General features: G+C 39.9%; 15 protein-coding genes. All 15 read right to left on the bottom strand.

Annotated elements, in window-relative coordinates; all coding sequences use genetic code 11:
- Positions 1-4: 4 nt before the first annotated feature.
- Complete coding sequence (locus E0E32_RS12510) at positions 5-1,105, bottom strand: prephenate dehydrogenase (RefSeq protein ID WP_187374481.1); 1,101 nt, start codon at positions 1,103-1,105, stop codon at positions 5-7.
- A 193-nt stretch (positions 1,106-1,298) separates the two neighbouring features.
- Positions 1,299-2,393, bottom strand: coding sequence for a histidinol-phosphate transaminase (hisC, locus tag E0E32_RS12505; RefSeq protein ID WP_130859871.1), 1,095 nt, complete (start codon positions 2,391-2,393; stop codon positions 1,299-1,301).
- A gap of 30 nt (positions 2,394-2,423) precedes the next feature.
- Complete coding sequence (gene aroH, locus E0E32_RS12500) at positions 2,424-2,789, bottom strand: chorismate mutase (protein ID WP_066196484.1); 366 nt, start codon at positions 2,787-2,789, stop codon at positions 2,424-2,426.
- Positions 2,789-3,865, bottom strand: a complete 1,077-nt coding sequence (gene aroB, locus E0E32_RS12495; RefSeq protein WP_130859870.1) for a 3-dehydroquinate synthase — start codon at positions 3,863-3,865, stop codon at positions 2,789-2,791. The genes aroH and aroB overlap by 1 nt, the downstream gene beginning before the upstream one ends.
- Complete coding sequence (gene aroC, locus E0E32_RS12490; protein ID WP_066193212.1) at positions 3,865-5,028, bottom strand: chorismate synthase; 1,164 nt, start codon at positions 5,026-5,028, stop codon at positions 3,865-3,867. The genes aroB and aroC overlap by 1 nt, the downstream gene beginning before the upstream one ends.
- A 123-nt stretch (positions 5,029-5,151) precedes the next feature.
- A complete protein-coding gene (locus tag E0E32_RS12485; protein WP_066193208.1) occupies positions 5,152-5,925 on the bottom strand; it encodes a CheR family methyltransferase in 774 nt (257 codons plus the stop codon).
- A 23-nt stretch (positions 5,926-5,948) separates the two neighbouring features.
- A complete protein-coding gene (gene ndk / locus E0E32_RS12480; protein WP_066193206.1) occupies positions 5,949-6,395 on the bottom strand; it encodes a nucleoside-diphosphate kinase in 447 nt (148 codons plus the stop codon).
- A 13-nt stretch (positions 6,396-6,408) separates the two neighbouring features.
- Positions 6,409-7,380 carry a heptaprenyl diphosphate synthase component II gene (gene hepT / locus E0E32_RS12475; protein ID WP_066193203.1) on the bottom strand — a complete coding sequence of 324 codons (972 nt, stop codon included), beginning with the start codon at positions 7,378-7,380 and terminating at the stop codon, positions 6,409-6,411.
- An 8-nt stretch (positions 7,381-7,388) separates the two neighbouring features.
- A complete protein-coding gene (locus tag E0E32_RS12470; protein ID WP_066193199.1) occupies positions 7,389-8,111 on the bottom strand; it encodes a demethylmenaquinone methyltransferase in 723 nt (240 codons plus the stop codon).
- A 75-nt stretch (positions 8,112-8,186) separates the two neighbouring features.
- On the bottom strand, positions 8,187-8,951 hold the full coding sequence (locus tag E0E32_RS12465; RefSeq protein ID WP_130859869.1) for a heptaprenyl diphosphate synthase component 1: 765 nt from the start codon (positions 8,949-8,951) through the stop codon (positions 8,187-8,189).
- Between the two features lie 233 nt (positions 8,952-9,184).
- Positions 9,185-9,457, bottom strand: coding sequence for an HU family DNA-binding protein (locus E0E32_RS12460; protein WP_066193194.1), 273 nt, complete (start codon positions 9,455-9,457; stop codon positions 9,185-9,187).
- 812 nt (positions 9,458-10,269) lie between these two features.
- Positions 10,270-11,010 carry a DUF899 domain-containing protein gene (locus E0E32_RS12455; RefSeq protein ID WP_078060119.1) on the bottom strand — a complete coding sequence of 247 codons (741 nt, stop codon included), beginning with the start codon at positions 11,008-11,010 and terminating at the stop codon, positions 10,270-10,272.
- A 533-nt stretch (positions 11,011-11,543) separates the two neighbouring features.
- The gene (gene spoIVA / locus E0E32_RS12450) at positions 11,544-13,022 is read right to left on the bottom strand and encodes a stage IV sporulation protein A (RefSeq protein WP_130859868.1); all 1,479 of its coding nucleotides are present in this window, start codon (positions 13,020-13,022) and stop codon (positions 11,544-11,546) included.
- 325 nt (positions 13,023-13,347) lie between these two features.
- The gene (locus E0E32_RS12445; RefSeq protein WP_066193189.1) at positions 13,348-14,073 is read right to left on the bottom strand and encodes a YphF family lipoprotein; all 726 of its coding nucleotides are present in this window, start codon (positions 14,071-14,073) and stop codon (positions 13,348-13,350) included.
- 21 nt (positions 14,074-14,094) lie between these two features.
- On the bottom strand, positions 14,095-14,277 hold the full coding sequence (locus E0E32_RS12440) for a DUF2768 domain-containing protein (protein ID WP_066196478.1): 183 nt from the start codon (positions 14,275-14,277) through the stop codon (positions 14,095-14,097).
- Positions 14,278-14,362: the final 85 nt, after the last annotated feature.

Below are 14,362 nucleotides of genomic sequence, written 5' to 3'. Positions count from 1 at the left end.
TCTCCTATTCTTCGATCACTGTGTCATAGTTATGCTTTTTGAGAATGGCATAGCTTAACTCTTGATCATTCTTATTTTGAAAACTAATACGTAACATCCCGGTAATTCCTTCTCTAATCTCAAGGATTTCAATATTATTAATGCTGATATCATGGTCTGCTAATAGTTCGATTACCTGCAGTAAAGCACCTGGCTGGTCCAGGATACCGACATAAATATCATAATAAGACAAAATGGCGCCACGCTGCTTCTTATCAAGCCCATCCCGATACTCCTTCGCATCTTCCAAGTATGCCTGTATTTGTGATTTTTCTCCCGTATCAATCAGCTGTTTCAACCCTTCCATTTCCTCGATCCAGTCAGAAAGCAGACGACTCATTTTGGTACGGTTTTGAAAAAAGATCTCTCGCCACATCAATGGATTGCTTGAAGCAATTCTCGTAATATCACGAAAACCACCGGCTGCAAGTTTTGGGATATATGGATGTGTTTTTTGCCAATTTCTCGCTTGATGCACCAAGGAAGAAGCGATTAAATGTGGAAAATGAGAAATTACGCTGGTCATTTCATCATGCTCTTCAGGCTCCAGTACAATGAATTTGGCTTTTGTTGGCGCCAATAATGCCTTTAATTTTTGGATATCGTCTGGTGTACTGCTTTCTGTCGGCGATAATACATAAATGGCATTCTCAAACAGATATTTTTTGGCAGCTTGTACACCCTTTTTGTGTGAACCTGCCATTGGATGACCACCAATAAAGGCTACTTGGTTGGTGGTAAGCTGACCAGCTGCTTCCATAACAGGGCCTTTTACCGATCCGACGTCTGATACGATCAAATGATGGTCCAACTCCATTTCATTTAATTCTTTAATTAACTCGACGGTGACGGACACTGGGGCGGCCAGAATACAGATATCTGCTGTCTTCACTGCCTCGCCAAAATCCTGATAGCTTTCCTCAATCATTTGATGCAGCAACGCATACTGTAACGTGGTCTGATTGGAATCATAGCCAATCAATTTGATATCTGCTGTTTCCTTTATATTCAAAGCAAGTGAGCCGCCAATTAATCCGAGACCCGCTATTAAAACCGTTTGTTTCACGATGATTCTCCTTCTATATCTTTAGTAAAGAATGCCTCGCATAATCGCTTGAACTCTTACATACATAAGCAAAGCTGCATACCCTGTTATAAAATAACCCGCTCTGATCAAGTCTTTATAGAGGATGATTGGATTATCTCAAAAAAGGATATGCAAAAGTTAAGCTGACGTTTAGAGTAACCCAGGGGGCTAGTTAGGCCGTATGCAGGGCCAAGAACTGTTTGATATGCTGGGCAAGTTCTTTCATTTGTTCTTCCGTTCCAATCGTTATCCGTACCCCATTTGGATGACCTAACGCCTCACCAGACCGGACAATAAAACCATTCTCTAGTAAATACTCCGTCAATGCATCACCACTCGTCGGTAATTTCACAAACAAGAAATTAGCTTCGGAGTCATAATAGCTCAAACCAAGCTCTTCACACGCCTCCATAAAGGCTTGCTTATTAACAAGATTCTTTTCATAGGTGTACGATAAAAATGCCTCATCGTCTAACGCCTCCACCGCTGCTGCCTGAGAAAGTGAGGTAGTATTAAATGGTCCTCGCGCTATATTCAACAACGTGGCTACTTTCTTAGATGCTACTCCATAACCTACCCGTAGATTGGCTAACCCATAAGCCTTAGAGAAAGTGTGTAGTACGACCAGGTTCTTATACCGATCCAGCAGTTGAATACTCTGTGGATTTTTGGAGGCCTCAATATATTCATAATAAGCTTCATCCAATACAACCATCACTTCTTCCGGACAGTTGTCTAAAAAGTGCACAAGATTGTCACGGCTAATCAAGGAGCCCGTTGGATTATTAGGAGAACATAGCCAAACCACTCTTGTTTGACTATTAATCTGGTTTAACATCGTTTTTAAATCGTGATAACCGTCTATTAAAGGTACTTCGATCACTTCTGCACCTTGAATAATCGCATTATGGCGATATTGAGGGAAGGTTGGTGTCGCCATGATCGTATTAGTGCCTTTTTCTAAATACGTACGGCAAATAAAGTCGATCACTTCATCCGATCCACAGCCAAATATAATCTGTTCTTCCTCAACCTCTAAATAATTGGCTAATTTTTTTCGCAAACCTGTAGCATTTCCATCAGGGTATTTCTCGAGATGATCGAGCAGATTTGGTATCAACTGTTTCACCTTTTCCGAGTAGCCAAAAGGATTTTCATTGGAAGCTAGTTTGACAATATGGTTGAGTCCATACGCTTGCTTCACTTCTTCTATTTGTTTTCCTGGTGTATATGGTGCCATCGATTGAAAGACTTTCTTGGCTTGCATCGTAGACACTCCTTCCTTATCTCTTAATCTTTATTTGCCTTGTAAATCCGGTCTTAATTTAACAGCCTCATGTAAATAAATATGCTCTACTTCTTGTTGATCCTGTGATGTATTGACTGTCATCATGACACGAATACATGCTGCTAAGCTTCCTGGCACATTTATTTCAGGCATACACATAACCGGAACAAACTTCCATCCGTCGATTAAGCGTAGCGCCTTGGCAGGGAATGCGGCATTTAAATCTGACGTCACGGAAATAAGGACAGAGGCAATGGCTTCAGGCTCTACCTTATTGACTTCTGACATCTTCTCAAGCAATTTCTTTGTTTCTTGAATAATCTCTTCTGCTTCGTTGTGCTGTACCGTTGTCGCTCCTCTAATTCCTCGTATCATCATCCATCCAACTCTCTTATGAATTTTTCCAATAGCCCCAATAGCTGTTCATCTGCGATATTTTTTACATAAGGATGGCCAATTTCTTGCAATAAGACCATTTGTACCGTTGCATTTTCTGATTTTTTATCTTTTTTCATCCGTTGCAGTAATCGCTCTGGTGATAAAGGACCGACATGTATTGGATAGTGGTTATCCGCCATCCATTTAGCAAAAGCATGACTTGACAGATCGATATCTGATTGTGCTTCACTTAACAACAAGGCAAATTGCATACCGATAGCAACCGCTTCTCCGTGCGTAATCGCCCCATAGCCTAGTTCGGATTCAATGGCATGACCCAAAGTGTGGCCAAAATTCAGATGTTTTCGCACATTAGCTTCTTTCTCGTCTGCCTCGACTATATCGGCTTTGATGGCAATCCCTTTCTGCAAATGATCAGCCAATCGCTCTTCTTCTATTGGCTGGGTTAAATCTGTATGCAGGACATCGTCTAATAACGAGGCATCACCAATAAAACCATGCTTAATCACTTCTGCATAACCAGAGCGTACTTCACTAGCTGGTAAACTGGTTAACGTGTCTGTATCATACAACACCGCTTGCGGAGGATAAAAATTCCCAATCAAATTCTTTCCTTCGGGGTGATTGATGGCTACTTTTCCACCAACACTGCTATCATGGGCCAGGATTGTTGTCGGCACTTGAATAAAGTCAATACCTCGCATATAAGTAGCCGCTGCAAATCCAGCGAGATCACCAATCATTCCACCGCCTAAAGCAACGATTAATGACTTGCGATCCAATTGGTGTTCAATAGCGTCCGTCAATAACTGATAATATTGTTCGATACTTTTGGATGCTTCTCCTGAAGGAACCACACTTACAAAAACTTCTGCTGATTTAGTAAGTTCTGTGACAAGGGCTTTACCGTATAAAGGATATACTACGGAATCCGTGATCACTAAAATGCTATGATAATGATCTGGCAAATATTCTGTCATTCGAGAGAGTACACCCGGACCCACATAGACATCATATTGATTCGTACTTGTTTGAATGGTCTGCTTGTGCATTAAAAACACCTGACTTCTTCTCGGTACTGGTCAATTGCCTCTTTTAATTTAGGGAATTGATCATGCGGGAACTGTTCAAGCACAGCTTTAGCCACTTCAATGGCCACCACATGTTCCATCACTACGGCAGCTGCCGGTACTGCACAGGAATCGGAGCGCTCAATACTGGCATTAAAGGGCTCTTTAGATTCAATGTCCACACTTTGAAGAGGTTTATATAGTGTCGGAATAGGTTTCATTACCCCTTTGACAACAATTGGCATACCTGAGGTCATTCCCCCCTCAAAACCGCCTAAACGATTCGTTCTTCGATAATATCCACGCTCTTCTGACCAGAGAATCTCATCGTGGACTTCACTGCCATTCTTTCGTGCAGCTTCAAAACCTAAGCCAAATTCTACTCCTTTAAAGGCATTAATACTCTGCACCGCACCAGCAATGCGCCCATCTAATTTACGGTCATAGTGAACATAAGAACCAAGCCCAGCCGGAAGACCTTCGACGGTTACTTCACAAACCCCTCCGATAGAATCTCCGTCCTTTTTGGCTTGATCAATGGCATCCATCATTTGCTGACCAACAGTATCATCAAGACAGCGTACAGGAGACTCTTCTGAGATACGAATTTTGTCTGCGATCGGTAAATCTTTCTCTGCCGCTTGAATGCCTGCGATTTCTTTCACATAGCCAACAATCTCAATATCCAATTGTTTAAGTAATGTTTTGGCAACAGCACCTGCAGCAACACGGGCTGTTGTTTCCCTTGCTGACGAACGCTCTAAGATATTTCGCATATCCCGGTGGCCGTATTTAATCGCCCCGTTCAAGTCGGCATGTCCTGGACGTGGTCGCGTCACCACGCGTCGAATCTTCTGATCCTCGTCTACTGGATCTTCTCCCATTACATCAATCCAGTGCTTAAAGTCGTCATTAGGTACGACAAGGGCAATTGGCGAGCCCAATGTATAACCATGACGCACACCACCTACTATGTCTACTAAATCCTTCTCAATCTGCATTCGTTTACCTCGACCATGTCCTTTTTGACGACGAAGTAATGACTCATTAATATTATCTGGTGTCAATGGCATTTTCGCAGGTATGCCTTCAATAATTGTTGTTTGTTGTTTTCCATGTGATTCACCTGCTGTTAAGTAACGCATGGTTATCCCCCCTGAAAGATTATGTTTAATTGTGATCTTATTGCTCACGAAGACAGGTTTGTAGAGCTAAGCACGTACCTGTTGATTGACTAATCGTATGAACATTTACTAACCATATACGAGTCAGGCTTGTTTTTCATAAAAAAAGGTATCTAATACACGAAAGCCATATTGTTCTGGAGAAAAAATTTGCTCCGTGCTACCAACAAAAAAGACGCCATCCTTTGCCAAAGCTTGACTAAAACGGTTATAAATCGTTTGCTTGGCCTCTTCGGTAAAATAAATCAGTACATTACGACAAACAATAATATCCACATTCATTGGGTACTTATCCGCCAATAAATTATGCTGTTTAAAGGTAACAGTCCTTTTTATCTTCTCATCTACTTTGAAGGTTGGACCTTCCTGATGGAAATACTTCTTTTTGATAGGATCAGACACTTCTTGCAAGGCTCGTTCCTTGTATATACCTTGCTTAGCACGCGCTAAGACATTAGGATCAATATCTGTTGCGATGATTTCAATATTGTGCGATCCCCAAATCTGACTAGCTATAATGGCTAATGTATAAGGCTCTTCACCGGTAGAACATGCCGCACTCCAGATTTTGATTTTATTCCGCTTTTGTTTAAAGACTGGCAGCACATTTCTTTCCAGAACCTTCCAACGAGAAGGGTTTCGATAAAATTCAGAAACATTAATTGTTACCTTATCTAAGAATTCCTGTAATAGTTGTTGATCCTTATTAATCGCGTGAAAGTAAGAGAGAAATGAATCGAAGCCTCGTTTTTGGCATAAGGATGTTAAACGTCTTTTCATTTGCGCCTCTTTATAGAGTGATAAATCAAGGCCCGTTTTCTTATAAATCTTATGGATGAATTGCTGATAATCCGACATCGTTTTTTCTCCCCGCTCTTTATTTAGGACAACCAAGCGTCGGTGCTTTTCGTATAATGCTGGACTTCTTCGTTGGTGAAAAAGAGATTAATTTCTCTTTCTGCACTTTCCGGCGAGTCCGAACCATGAATGATATTGCGGTGTGTCACAACACCAAAATCCCCTCTAATGGTACCTGGATGCGCTTCTTGAGGATTTGTTTTCCCCATCATTTGTCTAGCTGTTGCGATGATATTCTCGCCTTCCCACACCATCGCAAATACAGGCCCAGAGGTAATAAAACTGATTAAATCATGGAAGAATGATTTCCCCTCATGTTCTGCATAATGCTGTTTTGCCAATTCTTCAGAAATAGTCATCAATTTCGCAGCTGCTAATGTGTATCCTTTTTGTTCAAATCGAGAGACTGCTTCCCCGATCAAACCTCGTTGTACGGCGTCTGGTTTCATCATCACAAATGTTTTTTCCATGTTTATCACCTCGTTAGATTTTTCGATTACCTATATAATGCGCAATATTAGCCAATGCTTCCTTCGCCTGATTATTGGGTAAATCAGCCAAAGAATCATAGGCCTTTTGTAAATATGTATGACTTAATGCTTGTGCCCTGGTGATTGCGTCAGAATTTGCTATGCTGGATGTGATTGGCTTCAACTGTGCAATCTCCAACTGCTTGCTATCTCGAAAAGCCGATTGTAATTCTTGTAACATGTGATCATCTTCCATGGCATACAGTACTGGTAACGTAATATTTCCTTGGAATAAATCACTGCCGGCTGGCTTACCTAACTGTTTCTCGGAAGCTGTAAAATCCAGTATATCATCCGTGATCTGATAGGACATCCCCATATAATAGCCATAATTATATAAGGCTTGTTCTGTTTTTTCGTTCGTACCTGCCACAATAGCACCAATCCGACAACTAGAGGAAATCAACAGTGCCGTTTTTCGTTTAATGCGCCGCAAATAGGTACGCAAGTTTTGCCTAAGATTATATTTATCCTTAATCTGCTCAATTTCACCAACCGTCAGCTCCATCATCGTTTTGGATAAGACTTGATGTGCTCTGGGCTGATCGATTTCTGTAAATTGTTGTAAAGCAGTAGAAAAAATAAAATCTCCCGTCAGCATGGCAATCTGATTATCCCATTTCGCTTTCACGGTAGGTTTTCCCCTCCTGATGTTGGAATCATCTATCACATCATCGTGAACAAGCGAAGCCATATGTATTAATTCTAGTGAACAAGCCGCCTTTTTGACCTGTTCAAACGGGGAATTACCAAACTTGGAAGCAAGTATTAAAAAAACAGGGCGCAATCTTTTCCCACCGGCCTTCAGTAATTGTGTAGAGGCGTCGTGCAAGAGTGGCTGTTCTGCATATACCATTTTTTCTAATGCCTCTTCAATGAGAGTTAGATCTTTTTTTATAAAAGCGTATGTTTTCGCTAGCTTCATTGACTGCCCTACTTTCCATTCTCAACTTGTTTTTCCCCGACGTGCATGGCGACTGTGCCACCCGTGTAGCCTTTAAAACGCACATTCACAAAACCTGCCTCTTCAAATAGGCGTTTTAATTCTTCCCTGCCAGGAAAATCTTTGGCCGATTCATGCAGCCATACATATTCTTTGTAGCTTTTGGCAAAAATGCGACCGAAAAACGGCATAATATGTTCAAAATAAAAATAATACCCCCGTCTAAATAGGCCATTTTTAGGCTGAGATGTTTCTAAACAAACCGCTTGTCCTCCTGGTTTCACTACTCGCTGCATTTCTTGTAATGCTCGGCGATAGTCTGGCAAGTTTCGCAATCCAAAGCCAATCGTCACATAATCAAAGGAGTTGTCCTCAAATGGTAATTTCATTGCATTTCCGTGCATAAACGTCAGATTGCGCTTATCCGTCTCTGTTAGCCTTTGTTCTGCGACGGATAACATATTTTCACTGAAATCCAATCCTATTACCTCTCCATCGCCTCCAATAGCGTCCGCTAAGGCAAAAGACCAGTCTCCCGTTCCACAGCATAGGTCCAAAGCTTTTGATCCCTTCCTGACGCTTATACGCTTCATCACATCCTTGCGCCACTTCTTATGACGGCTCAACGAGATAATCGTATTCATGGAGTCATAATTATGATAAATCTTTTCAAATACTTGATGTACCTTTTCTTCTTTTGATTGTTTTGTCATGTTATGCAATCCTCTTTTTTTATACGTTGTTTCCATAGTTATTTCGGAATGATTTGTCGCATCTAGCCTTGACGGTCACCACACACCCATTTGTTTTTGATCGAAGTTTTCAAAGCTAAAGTTGTCTGTCCCTAGCTTTGGCACAACGGGATATTCATTATCATGCACCTTCTGTTCGACAAGTTTCCATAAGTTTGTATGTGCTTGTAATAACTGTTGCTTTAACTGCTCCAGTGATTTTACTGTGCGGATTTGACGCAACATTAATCGCTGTAAGAACGTTGGTAATCCATCTTTCAGCTGCTGTATTTCATATTCCATTCTTTTTAGTAAAATCCAATCTGTTAGGTATGACATACATGCTGATTGATCGACAAAACTCGCCACTTTATCCATTAACTTTGTTTCAATCGATTGATATTCTGTTAAAAAAGAGACAACATCCTCATGTTCCCTGTAGTAGGTTGTTAACTTCCGCTGCGTCATTTCACTAATCGCATCCGCAAGCAGGCGAATAAAGGCAAGATTACTTTGTTTCGAGAGAAGGTGATAATAAATACCGGAATAATAATCACCAGCCAATACCGTTAACTGCTGTTCTTTTTGATTGCTTTCATCAAAATCGTGTGTAATATTATCGTGTGTGTCCAAAGCAATCTGTACAAGCATGGTAGCATGGACTAAATCGACATGATTATCCCTGTCTCGAGTTAACTCGTGCAATACCATTATCTTATGTTTGTCAAGCGCTGGTTCCGCAAGTCGCTCGCGGAGATACGGCTGGTCTACGGACGTTGCTATTAAATTCGTGTAAAAATCTATTGTTTTCTTATCTGTCATCAAGCTCACCGCAATTCCTCAAGATCCTTTTCTATAATAACATAGTATAACATAAGTTTGCAGAATACTGGAGGGATAAATATGGGGGATTAATTACGTATGAAATGCTTACGAACTGGTGCCTAGCTATGGTAGTTTTCTGCGTGGCCGGAGATTCCTTTGACTATAACTTTCAAAAAATAAAAAAGGGTGCCAGAAGCACCCTTTTTTTCGCCCGTATGTAATACCATAAATTATTTTACGGTATCTTTAAGGGCTTTACCTGGTTTAAATGCAGGCACTTTGCTTGCAGGGATTTCAATTTCATCGCCTGTTTGTGGGTTACGACCCTTACGGGCAGCACGCTCACGTACTTCAAAGTTACCAAAACCAATTAGTTGAACTTTGTCACCATCTTTAAGTGAATCCATGATAGATTCAAAAACCGCATCTACAGCTTTTGTAGCGTCTTTTTTGGAAAGTTCGCTTTTTTCAGCTACTGCATTGATTAGATCTGTCTTGTTCATGATATTCACCTCCTCCCAATAAAGCTATAAACTCCTCGATGAAGAAAGCATTTCTATAGCTAATTGTCACCATATGAATGATGACAAGGCTTATAATAACTGAGAATGAAAGATAATTCAACAAATATCCGTTTAAAAATCGATATTTCTCTCATCTCGCTATAAGCTAATTTGAATATTAACACATGTATTCGCGCTATGCAAGTGTTTACAAACATTGTTATCATCCTATTCTCCAAAAATTTCTTGTCTACCGATTTCCTTTTGCTATTTTTAAAGAAAATTTTTTCTTTTTGTAACAATGATGTCGTTGATCTATAGATTAGGTCTGGCATCATTATTGCCATCTTTCTCTTAGATATACCTATTTGTTATTACACATGTGTTTCTTTATATAAGCGCACGTTCAAAAAGCCTGATGAAAAGGATCAAGAAGTTCAAGGCGGTGCAGTTTTGAGTACCGGAACGTATGCTTTTCATACGTGAGGAACGGACTCACGCAGGATGTGTTGACTTCAGCGTTGCCTACAGGACGTGGGTGGTCTTAGTAGAAGTTCCTATATCGCCAACGCAGAAATTCGCTGCCTCATTTTTATTGGGCTTTTTGAACAACCTCTATAATAAACAGATTCTAAGTCGAAAGTATGGAATGAGCAAAATAAATTACCCCCCGTTTCTAACAGGGAGTTAAAAAACATCAGAAAACAGGTTATCCTATTTTTAAATAGATAAATGGAAACGAATATTAAAAACTATCACTTGATAAAAACACTGCGTCTTCCAAGAATTTTTTTAAGTTTATTCCCTCGTATTTACTCTTCGTAACGATCATGATAATTCCACCATTCATATGTTTGGCTTTGAACAACCCCTGGTGGTGAATCCTCCCACAGTTCTTGTCTGCCAAACGGAGTGATATCCAGATAACTCCAATTGCTCCCCAAATATTCTACGCCTCGTGCCCAAGTGGAATAGGTATGATATATTTGATTATTTTCCAATAGAAAAACACTGTACCCATGTGTTTCACCAGTTTCTGTTGTTGCACCGAAGTCCTGATTAAAATCAGTTGCATAAGAAGAGTACCATGGAATCTTCCAGCCCATACGTTCCTTGAAAGGTATTATTTTTTCCATTGGCGCCCTTGATATTAGGACTAATTTTGTATTACGCGCCTCTAAATGAGCAGGATGCCCCATATTATCAACCATCATCGAACAGCCATCACAGCCTTCTTCCCAATTTGGATCAAACATAAAGTGGTACACAATGAGCTGCTTATGACCTGCAAATAAATCGTATAGCCTTATTTCTTTGTTATTCCCTTGAAAGATATAATTCTTTGTTACTTCAACCATTGGCAGACGGCGCCTCTTGGCGTTCAGTTTATCTCGAATCCTAGTAAATGCTTTTTCTTCTTCCAGAAAAGCTTGATGGGATGCATGCCATTCATCTTTTGAAACAATTTTACGGCTAGATGTTTCCTTTGTGTTTACGATCCCATTTGTTTTTGTGTTAATGGAGCAACAGCTTTCATTCGATTTATTATTCATATATTTCAATCTCCTTTTCATCATCGTTTTTCTCATTTTTATTATCTCATTTTTAAAAGAGCCATATTTCTTATCGATTGCGGTAATGTGAAGTTGTTGCTAAAAATAGCAGTAAATTGATCCAAATAGATGCTTTTGGTAATTACTTGAATAAACCTGTATCTGATAGTCAAACTCAGATACTACTGTTTTAAATATACTTTTTTATCAGATAACCAGAAATTATAAAACCCTTGCTAATATAGGATCTGAAACGATTTTGATCATGAGTTCATCGGATCCGATAAGACGGATGATGTTAAGTAACTTTTTATTCTGTTGCCTTCTTATATTTGAAACATAGGATACAAACAGATTACAAAACTACTTTACATAATCTCTTCCACCTTGTATTGGTACCTCGATTAATTTAAGTTAAAGTGACGTTGCAGCGGAGAGGACATGTTCTTTTTGCGCATAAAAAAACGACGGATGAGTATTTTTCCTCCTCCGTCGTTTTAATAAACTTTGAGTTGTTGGCGTCCTAAGCTTTTTTACAAAATAATAGCAATAAGACCACCAGATCCCTCATTAATAATCCGCTCCAATGTCTCTTTCAGCTTAAAGCGAGCATTTTCCGGCATAAGTGATATTTTCGCTTGGATACCCTCTCTGACAATGGAGCTTAATGACCTGCCAAAGATATCAGACTGCCATATAGATAGTGGGTCTTCTTCAAAATCTTGCATCAAATAACGAACAAGTTCTTCACTCTGTTTCTCTGTCCCGATAATCGGGGCAAATTCTGATTCTACATCAACCTTGATCATATGGATCGATGGTGCAACAGCCTTTAGACGTACACCAAATCGGGAACCTTGACGAATGATTTCGGGCTCTTCTAACGCCATATCCGTTAAAGCTGGGGCAGCCACACCATAACCAGTTTGTCTCACCATATTCAAAGCATCCGACACTTGGTCATATTGACGTTTGGCATTGGTAAACTCTTGCATAAGTTCTAACAAATGATCTTTTCCTCTAATTTCTTCTCCTACAATTTCTTTTAACACCTGGTCGTACAATTCATTTGGTGCATGGAGGTCAATATCTGCTATTCCTTCTCCCATCTCAATTCCAACCAAAGAAGCTTGCTGGATATATTCATATTGGTCGAAGTGACCGATGACTTGGTCGACATCTCTGAGTCTTTTGATATCCTTAATCGTGTCCTCAATTGCTGTCTGATAATTTTGTCGTAGCCAATGCGACTCGTCCAGAACCAGTACCCAACTAGGCATATTAACATTTACCTCCAGCACTGGAAACTCATATAATACTTCCCGCAATACATTGTTAATATCGTGTTCTGTCATGCTCTCCACACTCATTGACAGGACCGGTATATCATGTTTTTCTACTAATTCTTGCCTCAGTAACTCTGTTTCCTGATTGAAAGGTTGTACCGAATTAATAACCATGATAAAAGGTTTTCCAACTTCTTTTAACTCCGTAACGATCCGTTCCTCTGCCTCCACATATTCGGAGCGAGGTATTTCACCTATTGTTCCGTCGGTGGTTACGACAATTCCCATTGTGGAATGTTCCTGAATCACCTTACGCGTCCCAATTTCGGCCGCATCATGAAACGGAATTGGCTCTTCATACCAAGGGGTGTGAATCATTCTAGGACCATTCTCATCCTCGAAACCTTGTGCACCGTTAACTGTGTAGCCTACACAATCAACGAGCCTTACATTAACCTCTAACCCTTCTTCTACTTGAAGTGCCACCGCCTGATTGGGTACAAATTTGGGTTCTGTGGTCATAATGGTTTTGCCAGCTGCACTTTGCGGCAGTTCGTCCTGAGCTCGTAGACGATCGCTTTCATCTGCCATATTAGGTAAAACCATTTTCTCCATAAATTTCTTAATAAAAGTTGACTTTCCTGTCCGAACTGCACCTACGATTCCTAAATAAATATCGCCGTTGGTTCTTTTTGAAATATCCTTGAAGATATCTACCCTTTCCAAATGATCCCCTCCCGATCAATTCGACCTCATCATATCCTTGACAATCTAAGTATATGATGTTGTCCTACTAATTTATGCTAATCTTTATTGCCAAATGGAGAAGCTTTAGCTATAGACAACTTATGTAAGCCTAAGCTCTATTATGACTATAAAAATAGCAAAATTTCGTTTATCTCCATGTGAGTGTCCGTAAACCCTTCATTTCCCGGTTAAAAATAGAGAAGAATGCCAAGTGGCTCTTCCACTAATGGCATTCTTCTCTTAAATACAACTACATATCTTCTTGTCAGGATATCACAAGCATACTTGCACTTGCTTTTTCAGATTACCATCCTTCTTCTAATTCAGGAGCAAATATCGGTTCTCCATCTTCAATGGTAAATGGAATGCTGTAAGCTGGTACAACTGGATGATTTTCGATTAGAATGGGACGGATGTCATCCCCATTTGTATAATCATGATCGTTGGCTTGTAATGCCTCATATAATTCGATGCGATAATCTATCAGTAAATTTCCTTCTGTAGTAATATAAACAGGTAACTTATTATCTGAGTATGGACTGGTTACTTGTGGCTCTCCTTCTAGATTCAGCTCGTCTATATTTAGTTTATAAATGTTATCTGCTACTTGTTCACCAAATGGGGGGTAAATATGTTCATCTCGGTATATTCTTAGGCGTTGTTCCAGTTCCCTCATCTCGCTTGTTATACGTAAGTCAAGCACCTTGACCGTTGGGTTTTCCTCCACATCCACCAACACGTACTGATAACTTCCGCCATTTTCAAAAGCAGTTCCTGGAAGTGTTTCGATCAGCCCTTGCTGCTTCAATAAATTAAAATCTATTAGATATTTTTGATATAGTGGTGTTTCTTCCTCTTTGGTGACAATGGGAAGTAATCCATTATTCTGCGTTTGATATTGATCGATTGCTTGCTGAACCACTTGCAACTGCGCATCATTAGACAGTTGGTTCTCATTTAAGTTCTCTGAAGGATACATACACCCAGCCAAAAATAAAAGACACATCCCCCATATCATTTTTTGTAACATTGCTACTTCACTCCTTCTCTATCATGCGGAAGGTCCACTTAAGACTACTAACGCAATTATCAAGCCACCAACTATCAAACATATGTAGGCAATCAAGGCAACAATAAATTTTATAATACCTTTTAGCTTATATCTGCTTAACAAAATCAGCAGCATGGATACAATCAAGGCACCCATCCCACCGAATGATATCCACATTTTCATTAATGGATCTCCCAATTTTGATTCATCCTTTCCTTTATTCTTATATGTACACAGTTGTCCATTATTATAACATAGAACATTCAGG

Source organism: Gracilibacillus phocaeensis (genome assembly GCF_900626275.1).
Lineage (GTDB): Bacteria > Bacillota > Bacilli > Bacillales > Amphibacillaceae > Gracilibacillus > Gracilibacillus timonensis.
The sequence above is the reverse complement of the archived record's forward strand: the minus strand, read 5'-3'. Positions and strand labels throughout refer to the sequence as shown.

Bases quoted from the DNA above. Each gene is read 5' to 3' on its own strand.
- E0E32_RS12445 (WP_066193189.1), bottom strand. From the start codon at position 14,073: ATGTTACAAAAAATGATATGGGGGATGTGTCTTTTATTTTTGGCTGGG.
- aroB (WP_130859870.1), bottom strand. From the start codon at position 3,865: ATGCACAAGCAGACCATTCAAACAAGTACGAATCAATATGATGTCTAT.
- aroC (WP_066193212.1), bottom strand. From the start codon at position 5,028: ATGCGTTACTTAACAGCAGGTGAATCACATGGAAAACAACAAACAACA.
- E0E32_RS12460 (WP_066193194.1), bottom strand. From the start codon at position 9,457: ATGAACAAGACAGATCTAATCAATGCAGTAGCTGAAAAAAGCGAACTT.
- E0E32_RS12485 (WP_066193208.1), bottom strand. From the start codon at position 5,925: ATGTCGGATTATCAGCAATTCATCCATAAGATTTATAAGAAAACGGGC.
- hisC (WP_130859871.1), bottom strand. From the start codon at position 2,393: ATGCAAGCCAAGAAAGTCTTTCAATCGATGGCACCATATACACCAGGA.
- E0E32_RS12455 (WP_078060119.1), bottom strand. From the start codon at position 11,010: ATGAATAATAAATCGAATGAAAGCTGTTGCTCCATTAACACAAAAACA.
- E0E32_RS12440 (WP_066196478.1), bottom strand. From the start codon at position 14,277: ATGAAAATGTGGATATCATTCGGTGGGATGGGTGCCTTGATTGTATCC.
- E0E32_RS12465 (WP_130859869.1), bottom strand. From the start codon at position 8,951: ATGACAGATAAGAAAACAATAGATTTTTACACGAATTTAATAGCAACG.
- hepT (WP_066193203.1), bottom strand. From the start codon at position 7,380: ATGAAGCTAGCGAAAACATACGCTTTTATAAAAAAAGATCTAACTCTC.
- E0E32_RS12470 (WP_066193199.1), bottom strand. From the start codon at position 8,111: ATGACAAAACAATCAAAAGAAGAAAAGGTACATCAAGTATTTGAAAAG.
- aroH (WP_066196484.1), bottom strand. From the start codon at position 2,789: ATGATACGAGGAATTAGAGGAGCGACAACGGTACAGCACAACGAAGCA.
- ndk (WP_066193206.1), bottom strand. From the start codon at position 6,395: ATGGAAAAAACATTTGTGATGATGAAACCAGACGCCGTACAACGAGGT.